We start from the raw sequence: 22,798 nt of genomic DNA, 5'->3' as shown, positions 1-22,798 counted from the left end.
ACTAAGGTTGAGAGATGGCTGCGACACCATGGGACCCCGAGACTACGGCCGTTATCTGCGTGGAATGCCAGAACGGTGTACTGGGTCCCGAGTCCGTCCTGCCCGCCCTGGCCGCCGACAGCTCCGAACTCGTATCCAGCGTGCGTCGACTTCTCGATTCAGCCCGCCAGTTCGGCGCGCGGGTGGTGCATGCGACCTACGAGGGCAGCCTCGGCGGTCGGCATACCGGGACGGCGCGCATCTGGCGCGCACTGGGCCCGGCAACCGCACAGTGGGCTCCCGGAAGCGCTGCCACCACAGTGCTTCCCGAGCTACTGGCGCCCACCGACCTGGTGCTACCACGCCATCACGGGCTATTCCCCACGCTCGATTCCGAATTACTGCCGGTACTCAAGGGCTTGGGCGTGAGTACCATCGTCCTTGTCGGCGTTTCGCTCAACCTGGCGATCACCCACACCGCCGGGCATGTCACACAGGCCGGCTTCGACCTCATCGTGCCGCGCGACGCCGTCGGCGGCACTCCTCAAGACTATGCACAACAGGTGCTGGACAACACCATTGCCGTGCTGGGCCGGCTGACCACGGTCGATCAGCTGATCGGCGAATGGACCCCGGTCAAGTCTGACCATTGACCGTTCGCCATAGCATTTCGCCGGCCGCGACCAGCACCGCTTGGCGCGTCGTCGATGGGATCTCGTTGTGCTGGACCATCAGCCACGAGCGCTCGAGCATCGCCATCACCACTAGCCCGGTTGCCACGGGATCCACGTCAGGCGGGGTCGGCGCCAACTTTGCGATGCCCTCACCAAGTGCGGCGGCAGTCCGCCAGTGCGAGCGTGCCACCGCTGCGCGGAATTTCCGATCGGGAGGCATGTCCGCTGTGGACCGGATGACGAACGCGCCGTTGCGGTCGAGGTAGCTGAAGTACCTGGCAACCCAGGTATCGATGTCCTCCCTGCTCGGCGGGGTCCCCTGCTCCATGAAACCGTCGACGATCGCAAGTGCTTGGCGGTAGGTATCGGTGCCGAGTTCGATGAAGAGCTCGGTCTTGTCGGAGAAGTAGTAGTAGAAGTTCGCCCGGGTGACAGCAGCGAGGTCAGTGATGTCCCTGATGGTGACGCCCGAGAAACCCTTGCGCGCGAATGCCGTCCGCGCGGCGTCGAGAATTGACTCTCGGGTGCGGTCGGATTTCCGTGTTGCCCGCCGGGCCGAGCCCTCAGGCGCCATGCGTGACCGGTTCCGCTGCGGCCTGCGGTTCTGGATAGAACCCGCTCGCCCACCGGCGCAGTGCGCGAAAGCCCGCCCCCTCCGAGGTTGCCAGGCCCGGCCGTTCGAGATACTTCTGGTGCTCCCAGATCCGGATGTCGTCGGGCAGGGCGAGTTTCGCAGCGGCCAGCCGCGCCTCGAAATCACCCGGGCCTTCCGATGCTTCCTCGCTGATCCAGTAGCCGGCGAAGATGTCGGATCTGGTGTCGTCCACCGGTGTCGCGCAAATCGAGATGACCCGGATTCCGTCGCGGACGTGTTCGCCGTTGTAGCTGAGACCAACGCCTGACCAATAGATCTCGATCGTGTTCATCGTGTCGCCGTCGCGGTCCAAGCCGTCGCTCCACCTCCGGCCAAAGCCGACCTTGGCCGACCAGGTAGAGCTGTCAGTCCTCTCACGCAGCACCACGGGACTGATCGCGGTGCTGTGTACGAACTGGAAGTGGTGCGGGTCGACGGCGTTCTCGGCGATCACCTGGGGATGCACCTTCACTCGCTCGTGCCGCGTCCGGCAATCGCTGCCCAGCGGGTGGAACCGCTGCGATCGGACGTGATCGCCAAGCACCGTGAAAGCATCTGGTGCTTCCCATAGTGGCTCCCTGCCGGCGCTGTCATGCCAGATCAAAATCGAATCATTGAGCTCAGCGACCGGATAGGAACGTACTCGTCGGGCCTTGTTGGGCCGATCCTGGTACGGAATGCGGACGTTGCGGCCAGCTCCGTTCCACACCCAGCCGTGAAATGGGCACTGGATGCCTTCTTCGACCACGCAGCCACCATGGGCCAAACTCGCGCCAAGATGCTGGCAGTGCGCGTCCAGCACATTCACCACCCCGTCCAGCTGCCGAAAGGCGACCAGATCCCGGCCGAAGTAGTGCAGCGGGACCACCTCGGCGACGGCGATGTCGCCACTCCAGGCGACCTGAAACCAACCGGTGGGCAGCATGCTCGGCAAGCTTTGCATTATCGGAACGTCCCTTCCACGTACGACACCTGGCACAGCAATACCTCGAGGCTACTCATTTTTGACGCAATTGTCGAAAAAAATCGGCCACCGGGCAATCGACTATGGCTGCCGATCGGGACGTACAATCACATGTATTACTAGGTAAGTGATGTTTGGCGACGGATGCGAGGACACATGGACTGGGGTCTGCCATGGCCAGGGGCCGCGCTAGCGGCGCAGGCCGAAATCTCCGGGGCGCAGGCATTTTGCGCCGGCGAGTTCGCCGATCTGAACGCCTACATCACCGCGACTGAGATGGCCCTCGGTACCTCGCAGGCGAAGGTCGGCCCTGGGATCGCCTATGCGTTCGCCCGATCCCCGTTCGTGCACGCCGCTGCGGTCCGACACCTCGCCACGCTCGCCCCGGGCAGGGTCTTTCTGGGACTTGGGTCCGGAACCTCACGGATGAACAAGGACTGGTTCGGTGTCGACGCCGCCCACCCCGCACCCCGGATGGCCGAACTGATCGAGGTGATCAGGGCGTTCCTCCACGCCGAGAACGGCGAACACATCCGCTACGAGGGCCGGTTCTACACGGTCGACGCCGACATCCGTGCACCGGTGCTCGGCCGCTTGGACGTGCCCATCCTGATCGGAGCCTTCAACAAGATCATGGTGCGGACGGTAGGTCGCACCGCCGATGGCGTGCTCGGACACGGACTGTTCACCGATCGGTGGTGGACCGAACTCGTAGAGCCCGAACTGGCCCGCGGCGCCGAATCAACCGGACGCGATCCCGCGGAGCTACGACGGTGGGGCTGGCTGATCACCGCGATCGACAACGATAACCCGGCCCGGGCTGTCCGGGACGCGCGGCTTCAGATCGGCTTCTACCTCACTGTGAAGACCTACGACTCACTCGTCGAACTGCACGGCTGGGGGGACGAGGTCGCCAGGATTCGTTCGGCCTTCCGTAGCGGCCATCCAGAAACGATCGCCGACCACGTTAGCGACGATATGCTGTGGTCGATCGCGATCTGCGGCAACGAGACACAAGCTCGCGAGATGCTCGCGGCTCGCAAACGACTGCCCGACATGGCGTTTGCATCACCGCCAAGCTTCTTGGTCGGACGCCGACGACGCGCTGGCTATGGTGCAGCCGCGACACGCGTTCTGTCGCGGCTGCACTGACGAAAGCCACGAATGTCCCAGATCAGCGTCCTACATGGTGTACTGAGTAGTACACGTCGAGATTCAGGAGGTCGCGATGCCCAAACGGGAACCTCTCGCGCCGATGACCACGTCAGAGAACGGTGCGGTGCGGTCGCCCAAGACGGCCGAGATCGTGGCGGATACATTACGGCGGATGATCGTCGAGGGACAGCTCAAAGACGGTGACTTCCTCCCCTACGAAGCCGAACTCATGAATCACTTTCAGGTCAGCCGGCCATCGCTACGAGAAGCGGTGCGGGTCTTGGAGTCCGACCGACTCGTGGAGGTGCGGCGCGGCTCACGCACCGGCGCCCGGGTTCGGGTCCCGGGCCCCGAGATCGTCGCGCGACCGGCAGGCTTCCTGCTCGCTCTGGCAGGAACGACGCTCGCCGACGTGATGACGGCACGGATGGGTATTGAACCGTATGCAGCCCGACTGCTTGCAGAAAATGGCACCGTAACAGCCCACCGCGAGTTACGGGACCTCATCGAAGAGGTCCCCGCTGCGTGGGAGACGGGCAAATTAGCGGCAGCCTCCACTACCTTGCACCGTCGGCTGGTGGAACTGTCGGGCAACGCGACCCTGACCGTGATCGCCGGCATGCTGCACGAGATCTTCGAAAAGCACATGACCGCAGCATTTCTGAGTGTCCAGAACGTTGTGCCCAAGGCTCAGTACACCAAGCTGATGCGATCGTATACGCGGCTCGCCGACCTGGTGGCCGCCCGGGAAGGCGCTGAGGCCGAAGCGCATTGGCGGCGACATATGGAGAACGCCAGTGCGGCACTGCTCAAAGGCTACGAGAAGACGAAGGTTCAGGACATCATGCATTGAGTGGGCACCGCGCCCACTTCCACTCGAAGGACACCTGATGCATAAGCCGCTCAACGGAGTTCGCGTTCTGGAGGTTGCACAGTTCACCTTCGTGCCATCGGCGGGCGCGGTGCTCGCCGACTGGGGCGCCGACGTGGTGAAGATCGAGCATCCCGTCACCGGCGATGCCCAGCGCGGGTTGGTCAAGGTGTTGGGCGCCGCGGCGACGGTACCCGGATCGTCGTTCGCGCCGATCATGGAGGCGCCCAACCGCGGAAAGCGCAGTGTCGGGTTGGCCCTCGACAATTCCGAGGCTCGCCCTCTGCTCGACGAACTGATCCGGCGAAGCGACGTGTTCCTGACGAACTACCTGCCGTCATCGCGCAAGAAGCTGTCCATCGACGTCGACGACGTCCGCCGCGTCAACCCCGACATCATTTATGTCATCGGCAACGGCTTCGGCTCCGACGGGCCTGACCGCGATGCCGGTGCCTACGACGCGACGGCTTTCTGGGCCCGAGGCGGCAGCGCGGACGGCCTCACATCGCCTGACGCCCCACACAGCCCGTTCATGCCCGCCGGGGCTTACGGAGACAACATCGGCGGGATCACCATCGCTGGGGGTGTCGCGGCGGCACTCTACGGCAGGCAGGCCACGGGGGAACCGTCGGTGCTCGATGTTTCGCTGCTGGCGGTCGGCGCTTGGGCAACCCAGTTCAACGTGAACATGGCGATGCTGATGGGCGGCCCGCTGCCGAAGATGGAACGCCGAACCCAGGCCCCGGGCAACCCGCTGACCGGCGCCTATAGAACGTCGGACGGACGGTTCGTCCAGTTGTCGATGCTGCAGCCGACGCGGTATTGGCCGGAGTTCTGCCGGCTGATGGGTCTGCACGATGTCGCCGAAGATCCACGATTCACATCGATCGAGGCGATGGCCGAGCACAGCGAAACTGCTCAACGCATCGTCGGCGATGTGATCGGCAATTTGACCTTCGAACAGTGCCAAGCCTTGTTACGCAAGGGCAGAGGGCAGTGGGCACCGGTACAGGATGCCTGGGAAATAGCCAATGACGAGGCACTGACCGCCAACGGTCGCATCGCCGAAATCATCGATGCCGAAGGTCATCCGCAAAGGTTGGTAGCCAATCCGGTGAAGTTCGACGATGATGCGGCAAGCCTGGCCAGGGCGCCGCAGTTCGCTGAGCACACCGACGGGGTGTTGCGCGAACTCGGCGTCGACGACGACCGCCTCATTGAGCTCAAGATCGCCGGCGCGATCACCTGATCACCGCGTTGTAGCGCCGTCGAGGCGCGTAATCTCCCGGACGGGTTTGGGCCGGCAAACGGTGTCGTCGTAGCACACACCACTCGTGGAACTATCAGGCTTCCTGAAGACATATAAACATATAACGGGATATTATCTTCGCATGTCGGCGTTAAGGTCACTGGCAGCGCTCTGGGCCGGTCTATCGGCGGCATTCATTGCTGTCTGTCCCGCGGGCGTCTCACGTGCGTCGCCATCGGGCGACGACGGACCCGGGCAGTGCTCCTTCATCCTCACGCCGCCGAAAGTCGTGCAGGTGTCCGGATTGAGCGTCGTGTCAGCCACTTTGCGGCCTGGCCCGTGCACGATCCACGCCAGCCCCAACTTGTCGGTGATATGTCTGTCCGTGGCCGGCGGGGGTTCGCAGGGAGAGTGCGCATCGATGAACGGGCAGAACCCGGCGGAGGTGCGCTATCCCTACCAGCCTGGCACGACCTATGTCGTCAAGGCCCAGGGATGCGCCAGCACCTTCCAGCCACCGTATACGCTTTGCCAAAATTTCGGCCCAACGCAAACCACCCTCTGAGGTCAGGGCGGGACGACGTCGCGTCGCTCAGGGTATTCCATCTAGACAGGATCGAACGAGGAAATAAGCCAGCGGGCACCGGTCTTGTCCAAAGTCACCCGGACGGTGGACGCCGTTTCGGTGGGTGCGTCGTTGCCAACGGTCACCGTCTGATCGACGCACACCAGGACGACCGCATGCTGTGGAGTCGCCGAAACCGAAGCGGCAGCGGGAACGGTGGCGACCGCCGAGATGTGCTGCTTCTTCGCGCCGGGGATCACCACGTCGTGGGTCAACTGCGTGTAGGAGTCCTTGAAGGTGCCGGTCAACCGATCACGGGCAGCCCCCAAATCCTTATCGACGGTGTCGGGCTGGTAGGACAATAACGCCGCGGTGGAATCTTTTGCCGCCGCAACGGACTCGAGGCTCGCGACTCCAGACCCGCGGACCCATGCGTTTTGCCACTTCAGATAACCTGCGGCCGCCGCTATCACTAGCGCCAAGACCGGCAGCACTCCAAAGGCCAACACTCGCGACCACATAACCCGGCGCCAACGTGCTGGTGGCTCAATATCTTCGGTGTTCTCCGATTCCGCAATCTGTTCGGTGTCTCTGGTGTGCTCGGTGGCGTCCCCGGTGTCTTCGGGGTCGTCAACCTCTATCGCAAACTGCTCGGTTTTCTCCGCGAAGACCTCGGCCGCGTCCTGGCCGGTCTCGCGTTCTGTTTCAACCCGCACGGGGAGGGTTCCTTCTCTGGTTCGTAGGATCGGTAGTCGGCGCATGCCCTTCTGCCATTTCCTCACTGCACAAACTCGACGTTGGAGACCTTTGCCTCGTCGCCGACTTTTTTCACCGAAATTCGCATTCGCCAATGTCGCGGCTCCTCTTCGGGCGCACCGGCATTCGAGGTTTTGACGGTAACGGCAACCAGCACCTGGCCCTCGTCGCCCGATTGCGACTCGAGGCCCGCCTCAACGACCGTCCCCGCTGACTTCGACTGCGCCTTCTTGACCACTTCAACGAAGGGTTTCGAGCGCTTGGAGAAGTCGTCGTAAAAGCTGCCTGTGGCGGAATCCAGAATGCGCTGTATGTCGCTGTCGGCGTGCTGCCAGTCGATCGTTGTGAGGTTCAGTGCGCCCTGCCGCCCCACCTGAACCAACAGCGCCCGCTGCTGCTGGATCTGATGTGCCTGATAATCCCGTAATCCCAGCCAGCCGGCCAGCGCGGTCGAGGCGGTCACGAAGACCAGACCCAACACTATTGCCAGCCGGACCGGCGACGTCGGTTTCTTCTCAGTGGCAACGTCTTTGGGAGCGTCGTCCACATCGGCGTCCACCGCGCCGTCGTAATCCTCGGCGTCCGCGGTTTGGACTTCCGCCTCGGCGACCTCATCGCGCGATTCAGATGCACCCTCGTCGGTGTTCAATTCTTCGCGGGAGGCATCAGCATGCTCTGCCATGTTTGCTCCTTTACGGCGCCTGGGGTCAACTCGGCCTTCGTGTAAACATGGCCGTCGGGTCCCATGTACATACCGGTGCCTGGATCGTATTGAAAGGCCGCTATCGGTGGTGGCGGTGGACCGGGGGGCAGCCGAGGTGGCGCCTGACCTGGCGGCTCCTCGCCTGGCCTGTACTGCGGGACACCCTGCCCCGTATATGTTGCGTTCGGATCACCCTTCCAGTTCCACCCGTCGTTGAGCGGAACGTAGGCTTGGTCGCTCTCGCACATTTTCACCGTCGGGGCGCGCTTGCCCGGACGGGTCTCGCACGGATAGTTGCGTGCGCCGCGCACGTTGAGCATCGAGTCTTGCGGCACCCGGCAGTAGAAGTCGCCTTTAGGGGGGTCTGGATAGTCTTCGTAGCTGGCGGCCCGCTGCTGCTGGGCGGGCAGGAATCCGGTGGTGCATGCTGGCGGCCATCCGAGGTTCAGGTTGAAGCTCAGGTAGGCACCGAGGTAGTCCTGCTTCGTATTTCGGTTGGCCACCCCGATCGCCTGGATGTCGGCCGCGCCTTGCGGTAACTCCACCAAGAGGCCTTCGAGGTTGTCCCGATAGGTGACCCCAACCTGGCCAACACTGACCAGGTTGGCCAGCACGATCGCCAACGTAGGGCTGAGCCGGTCAATTAGCGCCCGGGCCTGGTCGACCGCTGGGCCGCCTTTTTGCAGTAGGCCCGCCACAGCGGAGTCGTTGCTCCGTAGCTGCGAAGTGATGGTCGCCAAATGGGCGGCCCATGCCTGGACCGAGTCCGATGACGCGGTTTGGCTGTCGAGTAGCGGCTTCGACTGGTCGATCAAGGTAGTGATCGCATCCAGGTTCTTGTGGGCGCCGATCGCCAGATCGGTCGTCCCCTTCACCAGCCGGGAGAGTTCCGGCCCGAGCCCGCCGAAGGCGACATACCCCTCGTCGACCACCGTTTTCAGGTTGTCACGTGGGATGGCGGACAGGCCGCGGTTGGTCGCCTCCAGGAGCGAGTTGATGTCCGGCGGAACGTAGGTACGGTCCATGGCGATCACGTCACCATCTTTCAGCGACGGCCCTTGTGAGCTACGGGGTAGCAGCTCGACGTATTGCTCGCCAACTGCCGAAACGCTGTGTACTTGAGCGTTGAGGTCGGCGGGGACGTGAATGTCCGATTTCAGCTGAAGCACCGCCTCGGCACCGGTCTGGGTGAGACGTACGGCCTGTACCCGGCCAATCTCGACTCCACGGTAAGTGACGTTTCCGCCCGGGTACAGGCCACCCGCTTGAGGTAACTGCACCGTGACCGAGTACCGGTCGATCCCGAAGAAGACCGTCGGTACCTGCATGTAGGCGAAGAACATGATGGTGCCCGCGATCAAGCTGACCACGGCGAAAACCGCCAATTGGATTCTGGTGCGCTTCGTTAACACGATGTCACGGACCCTGATTGAAGTGGTAAGGGACGACTAATGGGTTGCCGGGGTTGTACTGGCTGCCGCCCATGCACGGACTGGGCATCTGCCCGATGGTGCGGCCCCACTGCAGCTCGAGCTCGGTCAGATTGCACTCAAAGCGGGTGCCGGTGAAGAACCCCGCGTCGAGCCGGCTCAGCGTGAGGTCGAGGACCGCGGTCAAGTTCGCGTAGTCGCCGCGTAGCCACTTGTTGAGCGTGTCCTTGGGGAAGGGGAAGGTTCCGAAAAACCCGAGCGAACGAGTCAGCGCCGGTCCAGCGTCGGCTAGGGATTGGAGTACCGGGCCGAGGTCGTTCAGTTCTTTGACCAGGTTTGACTTGGTTTTGTTTACCGAATCAGCAGCAAGCGCGCCGAATTTGCTCAGCTCCCCGAGCGCGTCGGCGAGGTTGTCCCGTTCGTCCTTAAGGACGGTCAACGCACCCGGCAGTGTCTTCAGCGCCTTATCGATCACCGGCTTCTGGTCGGCGAATTGACCGACCACGTTGTTGAGGCTGTCGGTTGCGGCGAGGATGTCGTCCTTTTGATCGTTGAGGTAGCCGACGAACTTATCGAGTTGTCCGAGAAGGCTTCTCAGGTCCTGTTCACGACCGGTAAACGCGGTGCTCAATGCCTTGATGATGTCCTGGATCTGGCCTAGGCCACCGCCGTTCACCAACAACGACACTGCGGCTAGCGTCCGTTCGGTGGACGGATACGCGCTAGCGGACGTCAACGGGATCACCGATCCCGCTTTGAGCTTGCCCTTGGCCGGCACACCGGCGGGTGGTGCCAGCTCTACGTGCACCGAGCCCAGCAGGCTGGTCTGCCCCAGAGTGGCCGTTGCGTTAGCCGGCAGATCGACGTCCCCGTTGATCGTCATCGTGACCACCGCATGCCAACCCTGAAGTTGGATGTTGGTCACGGTGCCGACAGTGACGTCGTTGACTCTGACGCGGGAATTCTGTTGGAGGTTTTGAACATCGGGCATCTGTGCTTGGACGGTGTATGAGCCTGGACCGCCGCCCTTGGTGCCCGGCAATTTGAACGAATTCGCGCCGTGGAAACCGCACCCGGAAAGCGCGGCGACGGCCAGCACCGCCGCGAGCCCGCGGGTAACGCGCAGCCGGTGTCGCACCCGAATCATTGTCCGCCTCCGGGAGGCACCATCAGCCCGCGCAGGCCGGCGGCTGGATCGGTCGGAAGCGGTTGGGCGCCTGGCGCTTCCGCCCCCAGTGGTGAGCTGCCGGCCGCCGGCGGTGCATTCGCCGCAGGCGGGGGGTTGCCCGGGTCGGACGCCGGCGGTGGCGGGGGAACGTAGTCGGGCCGCAACCAGTCCTCGCTGTAGGTGATTTCGTTGGGACGAGCTGAGGCTCCGACGAACAAATTCTCGCCCAGCGGCGGGAAGTTGTATTGGCGGTTTTTCAAGATCGGCGCCAGATACTGCACGCATAGCTTCGCTGACTCCTCGGCTCCCCGACGGGAAGCGGCCTGTATTGCCGAACACAGGAACTGAATCGGGTTGGCGAAGTTGTTGAATGCCAGCGCTCCACTCAGCGTGCCTTGTGCAGGCTGGTAGATGTTGAGGAAGTTCTGAAAGGCCGTGGGCGCAACGTGTAGGAGTTGTTTGACGTCGTCGAGGCTGTCGTTCACTGCCTGCGTCACCGACGCCAATTTGTCCGAGGTGGTTCCCAGCGACTCTTGATTGTCGGCCACGAAGTTTCGGACGTCGTCGACCACGTCGTGGAGATCCCGAACCGCGTTGCCGACCGCATGGGGGTCGTCGGCCAGCAGGTTCGTCACCGCGGCCAGGTTTTGGTTGAGGTGTTGCAGCAGATCGCCGCTGTCGTGCAACGCCGAGACGAGAATCGACAGGTTTTTGACAGTGGTGAACAGGTCGTCGCTGTGATCGCCCAGAGCGGAAATCGCCTGCGACAGCTTGATAATGGTGTCACGGATGTCTGGGCCCTGGCCGCGCAAGTTGTCGGCCGCAGTGTTGATGAACGCTCCTAGTGTGCTGGTCCCGCCGGCTGTGGTGGGCTGCAATACCTGCGTCAGCTTCTCGAGTTGCTGGCGGAAGTCGTCCCATTCCACCGGGACTGCGGTGCGTTCCTGCGGGATCACCGCGCCTGCGTGCATCACCGCGCCACCCGTGTAGGCCGGCGTCAGCTGGATGGATCGAGGCGTCACCAGCGACGGCGACAGGACCACGGCCTTGGCGTCAGCAGGCACCTTGTATTTGTCCTTGTACCAGAAGGTGATCTTGACGCGGTCGGGCAGCGGCTCGATCTTTTCGACCTTGCCGACGGGGACGCCGAGAATAACGACGTCGTCTCCGTTGTAGATGCCTGTGCTGTTCGCGAAGTATCCGACGACGTTGGTGCGGCCGATGTCGTTCGCCAACCGTGCCACCGTGACGATGCCCCCGACCAGGACTAGCACCAGCACGACGGCTACGCCGATCTTGGCGTTGCGAGACGTCACTGTCCACCTCCAGCTGGCGGGCTAATGGGGCCCGGGCCGCTCATCACGGGCGGTTGCGCCGCCGGCACCTGCCCGGGTGCCGGCTGCTCGATCGGTCCCGACGGCGGCGGCAGGGATTGGCCTTGGCCGGGACCCGGCGGCGCGGGCGGTCCTGGCGGCGGCCCCCCGGGTGGTGGCGCGGGCACCGGCTCGCGAGCCGGGTAGCAGCCAGGACCAGGCAACGCCACCCCGGGCGGACCGCACTGATGGTCGCTCGGGTTGCCGGTGATCGCGTCAGGAATGGTCATCCGGGGTGGTCCGCCCTGCCCGGTACGCGGGTACGGAACCGGAAGCGGCGGCGTCCCCGGCTGGCCGACCTGCGGGTCAGTGCGCTGCGAGGGCAGCAACACGTTCGGGTCCAGGCCGAGGTCGGAGAAGGCGGCATCGATGAACGGCTGCAGCCACTGTCCGGGTAGCAGGTTGACAACATAGGCCTTGAAGAACGGCCCTGATCCCACCGATTCACCGAGCCCCAAGGCGTATCTGTTAAGCCCGACGAGTGCCTTCTGCACGCGGTCTTTGCGGTTGTCGACGATCGTCAACACGCCGTTGAGTTTGTCCAGCGCCGGTTTCAACGTGTCGCGGTTCTCGGCGATGAGGCCTTTTAACTGCTGGGCCAGCGCGGAAAGGTTGTGGGCGATTTGGTTAAGTGCGTTGCTTTGACTTCGCAGCTGGACCAGCAACGCGTTGGTGTTGGCGACCAGGTTGACCAGTTCGTCGCTGCGTTCAGACAGCACCTTCGTTGCCTTGTTGGCGTTACTCAGCAGGTTTCGCAGTTGCGCGTCGCGCTCGTCTAATGTCTGCGAGAAGCGTGCGACCCCTTGAACCGCGGCCTTCAGGTCGGGTGGCGTATCAGAGAAAGTGTCGGACAGCACTGCGAGCGAATCCGACAGTCGTTTGGTGTTCAGGCCGCTGATGGTTGTCGTGAGGTCACCCAGGGCGTCGGGCAGTTGATAGGCCGGAGTGGTCCGGTCGAGGGGTATCGGACCGCTCAGCTTCCCCTCCCCTCGGGGGGTGACCTCGAGAATCTTGGTTCCGAGCAGAGTCTTCAACTTGATTGCCGCCTCGGTGCGGTCACCGAGGCGGATGTTGTCGGCGACGTCGAACTTGACCAGCACCCGGGGTCCGTCCAGCTCGACGCTGGAGACCTGCCCGACCCGGAAGCCGGACACTTGGACCACGTTGCCAGACATCAGCCCGCCGGCCTCAGCGAAGTACGCCGAGTAGGTCTTCCCGTTGCTGAAGAACGGCAACTTGTCGTAGTTCACGGACACCAGCATCAGAACGAGAATGATGCCGACGCCGATGGCGCCGATGACAAGTGGGTTGCGTTCGGAGAAGGGCCTCATCGCGGCGTGCACCTCCCGGTGGGCTGACCGGCCAGCTTGACGTATACGGGTTGGCCGCCCTTGCCGTTGACCTTCAACACGATTTCGCAGAAGTAGAAGCTGAAGAAGTCGCCGTACATGCCCTGCCTGTTGAGTATTTGAGTCGCATCGGGCCAGGTGTTGAGGAAGTTGTCGAAGTAGTCGTGATCGGCCAATATGGTTGCGGCCGTTCGATCCGCCTCGTGAACCACTTTCTTCAGCGGTGGGCGAGCCTGCGCTAGCAGGCCGGCGATTGACCCGGCAGCTGCGTTGGCGTAGGCCACGCCGTTGCTGATGTCTTGCTTGCGGGCGTTCAGGCCAGCTACGAGTTCAGACAACGAGTCGACGGCCTTGGCGAACTGTTTGCTCTGGCCGCTCAGCGAGCCGAGCACGGTATTCAGATTGACGACGACTTGACCTATCAGTTGATCCCGGTCGGCCAGGGTGTTGGTCAGGGCTGCGGCCTGGCTGAGGAATGAGCTGATCGTGGCGCCCTGTCCCTGGAAGGCAGCGATCAGTTGACCGGTCAGTTTGTTCACCTGGTCTGGATCCAGTGCGCGAAACAGCGGCCGAAAACCGCCGATCAATGCGTCCAGGTCCAGCGCAGGTTCGGTCCGGCTCAGTGGGATGGTCCCGCCCGGATTAAGTCTCTTGACTCCCCCGGCTCCTTCCTCAAGCGCCACGTACCTGCCGCCCACGAGGTCGGCGAAACGGATCGCGGCCCTGGTGCCCTCGGTGAGCACTACCGAGTCGGAGGCGGTGAACTCGACGCGCACCGTCGAGTCGGGCTGGACGGCGATGTTCTTGACCTTGCCGACCTCGACACCCGCGATGCGGACGAAGTTGCCACCCTCCAGCCCCGATACATTGACGAACTGGGCCGTGTAGGTCTTCTCCGACTGGAAACGCATCTGCGCGAAGACGGCGATCAGCCCGAACGCACCCGTTACGCAGACGACGGCGTAGATGGCGAGGCGCCACAGCGCGCCTCCCAAATTCTCTCGCATCTCTGCCTTCCTCTATGACTTTCGGCCGTCAGGGCGCTGGGGCAAACGGCGGCGGTGGCGGCGGCTCGCACGGCCCGGTGACCAGCCCGCATGTTGGTTGCGGTCCGCCCGGCGTTGCGGGCAAGAACGGTTCGGATCCGGCCGGCGGCGGCCCCGGTTCCCGGGGCCTGCCCGGCGGGGGCGCCGGCGGCAGCCCGGGATACAGCGGCGTTCCGTCCGGGGCGTACATCGGCGCCCCGTACGGTGGTGCACCCGGGTACGGGATCGGGCCGGGAGCCGGGCCTCCCGGGTGGCGCAAGCTGGGCGGTTTCGGTGTTCCGCGGGTGACGGGGAAGTAATCGACGTAGCCCGGGAAGCCGATACCGGGGTTAGGACGCACATCCATCCCGGTGCCCCACCCCGAGTTGGTGACCAGGTAGCGCTGCGGGAAGTTTTTCGACACGTCTGGCAACGATCCACAACCGGGCTGGCCGCCGGGGCCGCCCTTGATGCCGTTGATCGGCAGATTCTCGGGGAAACTGTATGTGTCGTCGCCCAATAGCAGTCCGGCGTCCAGGATCACCGAGAAGCCGTTGCGGCCACCGGCAACATCCAAGAAGCCGAAATCAACGACGTTCTTGCCGCCGACCAGCAAGCAGGTCAGTTCCGGGTTGTATTTCATCAACAGGCTGGTGGTCGACTCGAGCAGGTTAATGCCGTGCACCAGGTTGTCCTTGTTCGGACCGAGCAGGTTGACCCCGCTACGGGAAAGTCCAGTGACGTCGAGCAGCAACGAGTCAAGCTGCTTGGCGTTGTTGGTGATGGTGGAGCTAGTCGCACTGGCAGCGTCCAGTACCGTCACAATGTCGCGTGCGGCTGCGGCGTAGGTGTCGCTGAACCCCTTCAGCGCATGGAAATCCGCGCGGATGGTTTCGCTGCGGGGGTTGATCTCCGTCAGGACCTGGTTGAAGTCGGTGGTCGCCTCGCCGATGGCCGGACCCTTGCCGCGAAACCCTTCGGCCAGCGCCGTGAGGACACCGTTGAGTTTGGCGACGTCGACCTTGTTCAGCACCGCCACCAAATTCTGGAACACCGTGTTTACTTCGGTGGTCACGTTGCGTGACTCCACCACCGCTCCGGCCGTCAGCCGCTTCGGGCTCGGGTCGGTGGGGGTGAGCAGGTCGACATACTTGGCGCCGAACGCTGTGGTGGCGGTGATCTCGGCTCCGACGTTGGAGGGAATGTATTTGAGCTGCTCTGGATACAGTTCCAGCTGAAGTTTCACCGGGTCGCCCTGCTGAATCGACGCCACCCGGCCGACCTGGACGCCGCGCAACTTCACCTTCGCGCCGGGTTCCATGACCAGGCCCGACCGGTCCGAGGTGAGGGTCACCCTGGCGTACGGCCTGAAGTCTCTGTTGAACGCCCCTAGCGTCAGCACAACCGCGCCGATGATGAAGGCGAAAAGGATCACCGTCCACAGCGCCGGGTGCAGGCCGGCCTCGCGCCGTTTCCTTGTCATCGTCGCTATCCCGACAGGTTGAAGTCGCCGGACACACCGTAGGCGGCCATCGCCACCGCCAAAGTCACCGCTACCGCAACGACCAGGGATGCGCGTACCGCACGACCGACCGCCTCACCGACGCCCGCAGGGCCGCCAGAGGCGTTAAAACCGTAATAGGTGTGTACCAGCATGATCGATGTGGCCGTCCCGATGACTTGCAGCATCGACCAGATAAGGTCTTTCGGCTGCAGGTAGGTGTGGAAGTAGTGGTCGTAGACCCCGGGAGCCTGCCCATACGCGAAAATGACAAGGGTCCGCGTGGCCATATAGCCGGCCAGCGAGGCCATGCACCATAACGGAACTGCGACGACCACACCGGCCACCACCCGGGTGGAGACCAGGTAGGTGATTGTGCGGATGCCCATCACCTCGAGCGCGTCGACCTCCTCGTTGATTCGCATGGCGCCCAACTGCGCAGTGGCACCGGCGCCGATAGTGGCCGCGAGGCCGATACAGGCGACCAGCGGCGCGGCGAGACGCGTGTTGATGTAAGCGGAGGCAAAACCGCTCAACGCCTGGACCCCCACATCGGACAACGACCGGAATAGCTGGATGGCGACAAGTCCACCGACAGACATCGTCAAGGTGGTGACGATGACCACGGTGCCGCCGATCACGGCCAGCGCACCAACACCCAGACTCATGTTGGCGATCAGTCGCAGCGTCTCCACTTTGTAGCGGACAACGGCTTCCCACATGAAGCCAAGTGCCCTGACGTAGAACGCAGTCTGGCTTCCCAGCCGATTCCACTCGTTGATCAGGCCACGCACGGTATTCATCAGCCGCGGCAGCCGCAGTCCGGCGGGGGCGGCGCTCACATCGTCGCCTTCGTCGTGACTGCGGTGAGCACCACGTTGATCACAAATAAAGCCATGAACGTGTACACCACGGTTTCGTTGACCGCGTTGCCGACGCCTTGCGGGCCTCCGCCCACAGTGGTGCCCTTGTAGCAGGCGATGAAGCCGGCGATCACGCCGAAAAGTGTTGCCTTGACGAACGCTATGACGACCTCGGTGACCCCGACGAGCAGTGTCAAGCTCGCCGCGTAGGAACCGGGGTTGACATGTTGGAAGCCGACGGAGAAGAAGTAGCTGGTCACCAGACCGACGATCGTGTTGATGGCATTCAGCAGTAGCCCGTTGACAGTGAGCGCAAGAACCCTCGGCACTAGGAGGCGCTGGACCGGGTTGATTCCCATCACCCGCATCGCATCGATTTCTTCGCGGATGGTGCGGGCCCCCAATTCGGCGCACATCGCGGTGGCGCCACAACCCGCGACGACCAGAACCGTCGATATCGGGCCGATGTACACGACGCACGCCAGCGCAGCGCCGGTGCCGGAGAGGTCAGCAGCGCCGATCTCGACCAGCAGGATGTTGATGATGAAGACGGCGAACGCGTTGAACGGGATCGACACGGCAACGGTCGGGAAGATGGTCACCCGGGCCACAAACCAACTCTGATGAATGAACTCTCGCCAGGCGAAGGGCGGACGCACCATTTGCATCGCGATGTCCAGCGACAACGCGAAGAAGCTGCCGACCTCGCGTAGCGGCTTGGTGTAGGTCTCCGGCCTAGGGTCGATGCCCCCAGTCCGCAAACTGGTGGCCGGCGGGTCAGGCCTAGTTTCCGTCGCGACCACTAAGGCTCCCGTTCTATCCTCGCCCGACATTTGAGCGGATGAATCCTCTCCGTAGCGGTTTATGCATGTGCACCCGTTCCACAGTGTGGCCCACGGCACAGCGGGACGCTACCACGACTTTCATGAAGAGCAACATAAACGGCTTTTATTCTCCATAACCCAGATTCGGTAGACATCTGTCGAACTATGACTGCTTTGCTGTGAGGTTCCGACAAAGTCAATACAAATGTCGCAATCATTGATGAACCTGATCGATCACGCGCTCCTTGGTCGGCGCCGACCGCTGCGCCCTCCCGCAGGTGAAACCCTTAAGCGCAGGTCTCATAGAGTAGGCCCCCAGGGCACGACCGTGCCGCACATAGCCGAGCCGGAGCATCCGTTCCAGATCAGCGAAACCGGCTTCTTTAGCTTTCAATCATTCGCTGAGATCAGCTTTTTCATCCGCTTGGTCGCCTCTAAGATCAGAATATATTGGCACGCCGCACTTTGCGCCAAGATTTCTTGTGAGCGCACAAATAGGACTTGCCGCAGCTAAAATAAAAAGCTTATTTGTGCAGACACTCGATGCTTCTAAACCTTATTTAGTCACGCATCGCGCAGACATCGAATAGTTGCGAGCCGAGAAGATAAATGGTGGTAAATTCGCGCTCTGTATCTCAAACTGGGGCGCTGCGGCCCGAGTGCGAAGCGGCGCACCGCAGGAGGCGTACCACGTCGCACATGGTGGCGCCGGCCTCAAAGCCACCGAACGGTTGGCAGCCCGCCGGACGTATGACCAGCACTTTTGGGCTGCGCGGGTGTTCGCTGGCGTCGGCGGTGCGGTTGCAACGCCGAGTTGCCCTCAAATCTTGCCGCTTGCGCCACCCTCGAACAGATTCGGCAATTTTTCTCCGCCAACAGGCTAGTCGGTCAACCCGTCTCGGCTTAGGGTGTCGGCCGAGCAGAAGAGGAGCATGCGAATGGGCCGCGTCGGGCATTAGCTCACAACAGCAAAACATTTATCTATTTATCTCATTAGACCATTAGCTGGTTTAAACACGTTGCTGATGAGCCGGACGACACCCGTCAGATGCTCCACGGCGGCGAGCCGCGCCCACTGTATATCCGTTGCCGAGTCGGTGCGGATATGACCGCGATGGTGCGCCTGCCTGCGTGTCCTCCTGATTACGGTCGGTCGACGGATGCTTCGACCAAGGTGTCCGACCGTAACTGCGAAGTGCGTCACCGGAATGCCAGGAAACCCATAGTGTGCTCTTGTGACCGCTCGACCCGAGAAACACCGCGCGCGGTCGTGGGGCGCCGACTCACCTGCCGATGAGGACGAGGCGCGCCGAAGGCTACTCGCCGCAGCCGATGCCTGCTACGCGGACAAAGGCCCGGTACGCACCCGGATGAGCGACATCGCCCGACGCGCAGGCGTGCACCGGTCGACGGTGTACTACTACTTCCCAACGAAAGACGCCCTGCTGGCTGCCTCCTTTGTGCGGGTCCTCGCCGCCACCGCGGAAGCCGTCGAACGATGCTGGCAGACCGACGACCCATTTATGACTCAGCTCGTCGCAGCATGCCTGCGGGGCACCGACATCGCCCGCAGCTCACCGATAATGCGATCGCTGATCGAAGAACATCAAGCGCTCGGTGCCGCCTATCACGCCGCCGAAGGCTCCGAGTTGTGGCGAGCCAAACTCGCTGACACGCTCGTGCGGCGGCTCGAGGCCGCTGCGGTTGCCGGCGAGATTCGGCGCGACCTACCAGCCAGCACCCTTGCCCGCTGGATTGTCCGGATCAACTTCAGCCTCATTGCTGAACCGGCTAGTCCCGAAGACGGTGGTGACGAGGGCCTGCTGCGGAACCTGCTCGTCGCCTCACTGACTCCTCGGGCGTAGCGGGATCGGCGTGCAGGCGCCATTGTTGGTTGAGCGATTCATCACCGGTGGCCCTCGCGGCGGCTACATTTCTCTAGCGGAAGGTTGGGCAGAAGTGACGAGACGAAACCGAGGTGGGCTCGTGCAGAAACGGTTCTTCAACACGACGGCGGCGGCTCTGGTCGCGTCGGGTATCGCGGCTTGCTCATCGTCGCCCCTTGCCTCGCCTCCGTCGGACGCACTGGCCGCAGGAACCGCGAGGGTGACGATTAACGACAAGGAACTCCCGGCGACGACTTCGGTGAAGTGCTCGCCAATAGGAGCATTAACGACGATCACTACTGGTGACACGGCTGCAGGCGTTACGGCACTGATATCCAACGAAACTGGGCTCACTGCCAAATCCGTCAGCATCACTAACTTGGGCGGTTTCACCGGGAGCTACATGAAAGGGCTCGACGGCAACGCCGGCGTAAGTATGACGGGTCAGACGTACATGATCCGTGGTACCGCCGACGGGTTCGACACCGACCACCCCAGCGTGCGGACAACAGGCACATTCGCAATCCGGGTCGCGTGTTAGCCCGTTGCCGCCGATCACGAACCAACCCAGTTGGCACTCAGCCTGGCGACAGTGGTTGAGCAGATGCGCCGCGTTCGGGCGATCGCGAGAGCGGCCCCGATGATCCACCTGAGCGAAAGCTCTCCTTGCTTCGTGGCGGCTAAAGCGTAATATGTCTGTCTAATTCTGGTCGCTCGAAAGCAAGGGCCGAACTGTGGCGCAATCACCATGGCCAAGGCAGTAATTGGTCGTAGGCGCTTCCGCGGCGCGCCACCGGCCTCCGCCTACTCGGTGGCGGACAAGGAGGAAACGACATGCAGTATCGGCCGCTGACACCGCGCGCCTTGTTGTTAGTCGCCACCAGCGCCCTGCTGTATGCCCCTGCCGCGCATGCGGATAATGACAACAACACGCTCATACCGAACAACAAACGCCTCAACGACGGTGTCGTTGCCAACGTCTACACCATGCAGCATCAGGCAGGCTGCACCAACGACGTCAGGATCAACCCACAGCTGCAACTCGCCGCGCAGCGGCACAGTAGGGATGTGCTGAACAACCGCAACCTCGACGGCGACATCGGCTCAGACGGATCCACCCCCCAGGACCGCGCGAACGCGGCAGGCTTCCACGGTCAGGCCGCGGAAACAGTGGCGATCAACCAATCCATCGCAATCAGCGGAAACGATTTGATCAACCGGTGGTACTACAACCCCGGCTACAACGCCATCATGTCCAACTGCGCCAATTCCCAGATGGGAGTCTGGTCGGAAAACAGCCCGGATCGCACCGTCGTCGTGGCTGTTTATGGACAGCCCGTACAACCGGCCGGCACCGGGGCAAATGAAGTGTCGCCCATGGGCGCAGCGCAAAGCGAGACTAATATACCGATCGATCCCAGCCCCGACTATGACGCCAGCGACGAGCTCGAGTTCGGCATCAATTGGTTCCCCTGGATCCTGCGGGGTGTCTACCCGCCGCCTGGCAATCCGCCGCAATAGGCAAGGGCCAGAACGTCATCGGAGCCCGGCGCGTAACCGATTAGGCCGCGAGAGCCCGCGAAACTAAGCTTGGTTCGAGCGCTCACCGAGCGAAATCGGGCGCTCTGTGGCCCCTACCTTTGCTTGATGAAGCCGGCATCTCGGCACCGCCTCCGCGAGAACAGTTGCCTGACATCAAAGAACACGAGGTTCGGCTTGTCGGTTGTATGGCTGTTCGCGGGACGCGCTGCCTCGCGGAGGCTGTCTGACCCACCCCGAACCCGCTGATAAGCACGGCGCCGTTGCGTTGTGCAGATCAGCCGAACTCAGCCCATCCCAGCATTTCCCGATAGAGAAGCTCGTTTAACAGCGCGTCTGGCATCGGGCGAGGATCGTCCGCCCAGCAACCGAGCACGGGACGTTTCTGCGTTGTGATCGTTAACAGCACCTTGTTGCGAATGATGAAGTGAGAGAACTCCTCCAAGTAGCACAGCGTCTCCCTGAAGAGGGTTGTCACCAGGGTGGCGATGTCTGCAGAGTACGTGCGCGGCTGAAATGGGTTGGATGACTGTGCGTTCCAGACCCCAAGCCTGTCCAGTTGGACTTGACTGAGCGGTGTGGCGGCGGGGTCGAACTCTGCAAGACCGTTGAGGGTGTTCGCCACCGTTGTGGACGAGCCGTAGCTGCGAGACAGCCTATGTTGTGTGTCGAGGGGAAGCGCGTGGATTCGGTTGCCGCAACTGTCCAATGACCCAGGCGTACGAGCCCAGTAATTCCAGCTGTGCCGTATCTGTCGGCTCGAACTTCGCAATCACCGACTGCAATTCTTCGGTGGACGTGAGGGAGCCGCGCTGGTTGTCGGGATCAAGGGTCGTATCGAACAAGGTCCGGGTGACGCGGGCATACCTGTCCATCGCGGCTTACCGAGCACAACGAGCACGAGGGCGCAGCGCTCCTGGCCGAAGGTGCCTTCGCAGGCTTCCGAAAGCCTTGGGGCCCACGAACCCCGGCTGGACCGAGCAGGATGCGCTCGATCTGCTCGGGACGATGTCGAGGATCCACCGCGAGCTCGACGCTGCGCGCCAAGTGACGTGAACTGATCCGCCGCCACTGCGAGCGAACAGCGGCGCGCCCTCCGCCAAACCCCGGTCTACGCCTCATCGGCGATGTGGTGACCAATCCGGTCCAGCTCGGATTTTGCCGACATTGTCGTGAAGCTACCGCCCATCGCGATAGTCAGCAGATCCGGTTTATCGCAATACGCCACTACCCTGATGGGGTGACTGGTAATGCCGATCAGTGGGCCGACGACGACACAGACTTCCGGTTGGCACTACCGGGCGTTCGTGAATCGCTCATCGAAGCAGAAGCCGACTACCGCGCAGGCCGCACATTCAGCGAGGGACACATCCGCGCTCACTACGGCTTGCTGCCGCGACACGCAGACCAGGACGAGTTGTGCCTGCGATGCACGGCGCACGGCAACTGGATGTCCGATCATCCCGATGCCGTGGCGGCCGCGGACGAGTGGGCTGACGGAAACCTCGACGAACTGCATCACACCTGAAGCAACGATGCCAGCCCGGCCTCCTCCCGCGAGGCCAGAATGAAAACAAACGAAGAATCCCGCGGATTACTTCACGTTCTTGCTGTTCTGTTGGCAGCGGCCGTACTTGCCGCGTGCTCATCGACCAATCCAACCAAGCACACAGGGTCGGGGTCATCAGCCCCGTCCTGCGCGACAATGATTCCAGGAGGGCCCATGGAACCCACACCCATTGCGCCGTCACCGAAGATCCCGAAAAGCCAACAAGAGGCCCAGGACTCACTGGTTCGGTACCTACAGAAAACAGTCGACGGGTTGCCACCGGGCACCGTCCTAGACACGAGCGACACCATCGGCGGCAGCAACCTCGGCTGCGATGACAACTACACCGGCCCCGGCCCCGGCCCCGGCCCCGCCGAATTTTCGTTGTTCGCCAAAGTGATCGGGCCCGCCGGCATGAAGCCGGCAGATCTCATCGCACACGCCGGAGAACTTTGGCGAAGCTGGGGCATCACGGTGATCGAGCGCGACGGCTTCGAAAAACCCAACCAATTCGGTTACTTCCCAGACGGATACCATATACAAATCAAGGCGGCATATCCTCCCGACTATCCACCGACCATCGTCGCAACATCGCCGTGCCTCCCCGGCGACCTACGTCGAGATGGCCTACCGGTTCCCAAGGTGATCCAGCAAGGCTCGCCGGGCAGCTAGTTGTTGCCGGTCGCCGCCGGAAAACGCTCGGCGACCCTATTGCGCCCGCTATTTCCACGCGGGCCAAAG

22 protein-coding genes are annotated in these 22,798 nt (G+C 62.7%); 9 read left to right on the top strand and 13 right to left on the bottom strand.

The window, feature by feature from the left end:
• Positions 1–14: 14 nt before the first annotated feature.
• Positions 15–632: an isochorismatase family protein gene (locus tag QGN31_RS11710; RefSeq protein ID WP_041785017.1), complete on the top strand. Its 618-nt coding sequence runs from the start codon at positions 15–17 to the stop codon at positions 630–632.
• Here QGN31_RS11710 and QGN31_RS11705 read toward each other — a convergent pair.
• Positions 616–1,227 (bottom strand): TetR/AcrR family transcriptional regulator, encoded by a 612-nt coding sequence (locus tag QGN31_RS11705; protein ID WP_014385045.1) that lies wholly within the window; start codon positions 1,225–1,227, stop codon positions 616–618. The genes QGN31_RS11710 and QGN31_RS11705 overlap by 17 nt on opposite strands.
• Positions 1,217–2,230: a Rieske 2Fe-2S domain-containing protein gene (locus tag QGN31_RS11700; RefSeq protein WP_041785019.1), complete on the bottom strand. Its 1,014-nt coding sequence runs from the start codon at positions 2,228–2,230 to the stop codon at positions 1,217–1,219. The genes QGN31_RS11705 and QGN31_RS11700 overlap by 11 nt, the downstream gene beginning before the upstream one ends.
• Positions 2,231–2,407: 177 nt before the next feature.
• Here QGN31_RS11700 and QGN31_RS11695 point away from each other — a divergent pair, with 177 nt between their 5' ends.
• The 3 genes from QGN31_RS11695 (at position 2,408) to QGN31_RS11685 (ending at position 5,526) form a co-directional block, all read left to right on the top strand.
• Positions 2,408–3,403, top strand: a complete 996-nt coding sequence (locus QGN31_RS11695; protein WP_014385047.1) for an LLM class flavin-dependent oxidoreductase — start codon at positions 2,408–2,410, stop codon at positions 3,401–3,403.
• 76 nt (positions 3,404–3,479) lie between these two features.
• Positions 3,480–4,259, top strand: coding sequence for a FadR/GntR family transcriptional regulator (locus tag QGN31_RS11690; protein WP_041785021.1), 780 nt, complete (start codon positions 3,480–3,482; stop codon positions 4,257–4,259).
• A gap of 37 nt (positions 4,260–4,296) precedes the next feature.
• Complete coding sequence (locus tag QGN31_RS11685) at positions 4,297–5,526, top strand: CaiB/BaiF CoA transferase family protein (protein WP_201358735.1); 1,230 nt, start codon at positions 4,297–4,299, stop codon at positions 5,524–5,526.
• Between the two features lie 606 nt (positions 5,527–6,132).
• Here the strand turns inward: QGN31_RS11685 and QGN31_RS11680 are convergent.
• The 10 genes from QGN31_RS11680 to QGN31_RS11635 all read right to left on the bottom strand — a co-directional run bounded on the left by QGN31_RS11680 (position 6,133) and on the right by QGN31_RS11635 (position 16,927).
• Positions 6,133–6,807, bottom strand: coding sequence for a hypothetical protein (locus QGN31_RS11680; RefSeq protein ID WP_014385051.1), 675 nt, complete (start codon positions 6,805–6,807; stop codon positions 6,133–6,135).
• A 62-nt stretch (positions 6,808–6,869) separates the two neighbouring features.
• Positions 6,870–7,529 (bottom strand): hypothetical protein, encoded by a 660-nt coding sequence (locus QGN31_RS11675; protein WP_014385052.1) that lies wholly within the window; start codon positions 7,527–7,529, stop codon positions 6,870–6,872.
• On the bottom strand, positions 7,493–8,965 hold the full coding sequence (locus QGN31_RS11670; protein WP_041785023.1) for an MCE family protein: 1,473 nt from the start codon (positions 8,963–8,965) through the stop codon (positions 7,493–7,495). Before QGN31_RS11670 ends, QGN31_RS11675 begins: the two co-directional genes overlap by 37 nt.
• Position 8,966: 1 nt before the next feature.
• On the bottom strand, positions 8,967–10,127 hold the full coding sequence (locus QGN31_RS11665) for a virulence factor Mce family protein (protein ID WP_014385054.1): 1,161 nt from the start codon (positions 10,125–10,127) through the stop codon (positions 8,967–8,969).
• The gene (locus QGN31_RS11660) at positions 10,124–11,464 is read right to left on the bottom strand and encodes a virulence factor Mce family protein (RefSeq protein ID WP_014385055.1); all 1,341 of its coding nucleotides are present in this window, start codon (positions 11,462–11,464) and stop codon (positions 10,124–10,126) included. The genes QGN31_RS11665 and QGN31_RS11660 overlap by 4 nt, the downstream gene beginning before the upstream one ends.
• Positions 11,461–12,852, bottom strand: coding sequence for an MCE family protein (locus QGN31_RS11655; protein WP_014385056.1), 1,392 nt, complete (start codon positions 12,850–12,852; stop codon positions 11,461–11,463). The genes QGN31_RS11660 and QGN31_RS11655 overlap by 4 nt, the downstream gene beginning before the upstream one ends.
• A complete protein-coding gene (locus tag QGN31_RS11650; protein WP_014385057.1) occupies positions 12,849–13,877 on the bottom strand; it encodes an MCE family protein in 1,029 nt (342 codons plus the stop codon). Before QGN31_RS11650 ends, QGN31_RS11655 begins: the two co-directional genes overlap by 4 nt.
• 28 nt (positions 13,878–13,905) lie before the next feature.
• Positions 13,906–15,378 (bottom strand): MCE family protein, encoded by a 1,473-nt coding sequence (locus QGN31_RS11645; protein WP_014385058.1) that lies wholly within the window; start codon positions 15,376–15,378, stop codon positions 13,906–13,908.
• A gap of 5 nt (positions 15,379–15,383) precedes the next feature.
• The gene (locus QGN31_RS11640) at positions 15,384–16,199 is read right to left on the bottom strand and encodes an ABC transporter permease (RefSeq protein WP_051019785.1); all 816 of its coding nucleotides are present in this window, start codon (positions 16,197–16,199) and stop codon (positions 15,384–15,386) included.
• Between the two features lie 35 nt (positions 16,200–16,234).
• The gene (locus QGN31_RS11635) at positions 16,235–16,927 is read right to left on the bottom strand and encodes an MlaE family ABC transporter permease (protein ID WP_232065660.1); all 693 of its coding nucleotides are present in this window, start codon (positions 16,925–16,927) and stop codon (positions 16,235–16,237) included.
• A gap of 1,391 nt (positions 16,928–18,318) precedes the next feature.
• Between QGN31_RS11635 and QGN31_RS11630 the strand changes: the two genes are divergently transcribed.
• From QGN31_RS11630 to QGN31_RS11620, 3 genes are all read left to right on the top strand, one after another.
• Positions 18,319–18,948, top strand: a complete 630-nt coding sequence (locus QGN31_RS11630; protein WP_041785026.1) for a TetR/AcrR family transcriptional regulator — start codon at positions 18,319–18,321, stop codon at positions 18,946–18,948.
• A gap of 121 nt (positions 18,949–19,069) precedes the next feature.
• Positions 19,070–19,510: a lipoprotein LpqH gene (locus tag QGN31_RS11625; protein WP_080588024.1), complete on the top strand. Its 441-nt coding sequence runs from the start codon at positions 19,070–19,072 to the stop codon at positions 19,508–19,510.
• 293 nt (positions 19,511–19,803) lie between these two features.
• Positions 19,804–20,490, top strand: coding sequence for a CAP domain-containing protein (locus QGN31_RS11620; RefSeq protein ID WP_014385063.1), 687 nt, complete (start codon positions 19,804–19,806; stop codon positions 20,488–20,490).
• Between the two features lie 295 nt (positions 20,491–20,785).
• Here QGN31_RS11620 and QGN31_RS11615 read toward each other — a convergent pair whose 3' ends face one another.
• Positions 20,786–21,133, bottom strand: coding sequence for a hypothetical protein (locus tag QGN31_RS11615; protein WP_014385064.1), 348 nt, complete (start codon positions 21,131–21,133; stop codon positions 20,786–20,788).
• Between the two features lie 507 nt (positions 21,134–21,640).
• Here QGN31_RS11615 and QGN31_RS11610 point away from each other — a divergent pair.
• Positions 21,641–22,036, top strand: coding sequence for a hypothetical protein (locus tag QGN31_RS11610; protein ID WP_232065605.1), 396 nt, complete (start codon positions 21,641–21,643; stop codon positions 22,034–22,036).
• 195 nt (positions 22,037–22,231) lie between these two features.
• Positions 22,232–22,729, top strand: a complete 498-nt coding sequence (locus QGN31_RS11605) for a hypothetical protein (protein ID WP_014385068.1) — start codon at positions 22,232–22,234, stop codon at positions 22,727–22,729.
• Positions 22,730–22,798: the final 69 nt, after the last annotated feature.

The organism is Mycobacterium sp. 2-64 (genome assembly GCF_035918375.1).
GTDB classification, from domain to species: domain Bacteria; phylum Actinomycetota; class Actinomycetes; order Mycobacteriales; family Mycobacteriaceae; genus Mycobacterium; species Mycobacterium intracellulare.
This window is presented reverse-complemented; position numbering and strand designations above follow the sequence as displayed.

What these genes read in the sequence shown, in the direction of transcription:
- QGN31_RS11710 (WP_041785017.1), top strand. Translation starts at nt 15, where the DNA reads ATGGCTGCGACACCATGGGACCCCGAGACTACGGCCGTTATCTGCGTG.
- QGN31_RS11705 (WP_014385045.1), bottom strand. Translation starts at nt 1,227, where the DNA reads ATGGCGCCTGAGGGCTCGGCCCGGCGGGCAACACGGAAATCCGACCGC.
- QGN31_RS11700 (WP_041785019.1), bottom strand. Translation starts at nt 2,230, where the DNA reads ATGCAAAGCTTGCCGAGCATGCTGCCCACCGGTTGGTTTCAGGTCGCC.
- QGN31_RS11695 (WP_014385047.1), top strand. Translation starts at nt 2,408, where the DNA reads ATGGACTGGGGTCTGCCATGGCCAGGGGCCGCGCTAGCGGCGCAGGCC.
- QGN31_RS11690 (WP_041785021.1), top strand. Translation starts at nt 3,480, where the DNA reads ATGCCCAAACGGGAACCTCTCGCGCCGATGACCACGTCAGAGAACGGT.
- QGN31_RS11685 (WP_201358735.1), top strand. Translation starts at nt 4,297, where the DNA reads ATGCATAAGCCGCTCAACGGAGTTCGCGTTCTGGAGGTTGCACAGTTC.
- QGN31_RS11675 (WP_014385052.1), bottom strand. Translation starts at nt 7,529, where the DNA reads ATGGCAGAGCATGCTGATGCCTCCCGCGAAGAATTGAACACCGACGAG.
- QGN31_RS11665 (WP_014385054.1), bottom strand. Translation starts at nt 10,127, where the DNA reads ATGATTCGGGTGCGACACCGGCTGCGCGTTACCCGCGGGCTCGCGGCG.
- QGN31_RS11655 (WP_014385056.1), bottom strand. Translation starts at nt 12,852, where the DNA reads ATGAGGCCCTTCTCCGAACGCAACCCACTTGTCATCGGCGCCATCGGC.
- QGN31_RS11650 (WP_014385057.1), bottom strand. Translation starts at nt 13,877, where the DNA reads ATGCGAGAGAATTTGGGAGGCGCGCTGTGGCGCCTCGCCATCTACGCC.
- QGN31_RS11645 (WP_014385058.1), bottom strand. Translation starts at nt 15,378, where the DNA reads ATGACAAGGAAACGGCGCGAGGCCGGCCTGCACCCGGCGCTGTGGACG.
- QGN31_RS11640 (WP_051019785.1), bottom strand. Translation starts at nt 16,199, where the DNA reads ATGAATACCGTGCGTGGCCTGATCAACGAGTGGAATCGGCTGGGAAGC.
- QGN31_RS11635 (WP_232065660.1), bottom strand. Translation starts at nt 16,927, where the DNA reads ATGCAAATGGTGCGTCCGCCCTTCGCCTGGCGAGAGTTCATTCATCAG.
- QGN31_RS11620 (WP_014385063.1), top strand. Translation starts at nt 19,804, where the DNA reads ATGCAGTATCGGCCGCTGACACCGCGCGCCTTGTTGTTAGTCGCCACC.
- QGN31_RS11605 (WP_014385068.1), top strand. Translation starts at nt 22,232, where the DNA reads ATGGAACCCACACCCATTGCGCCGTCACCGAAGATCCCGAAAAGCCAA.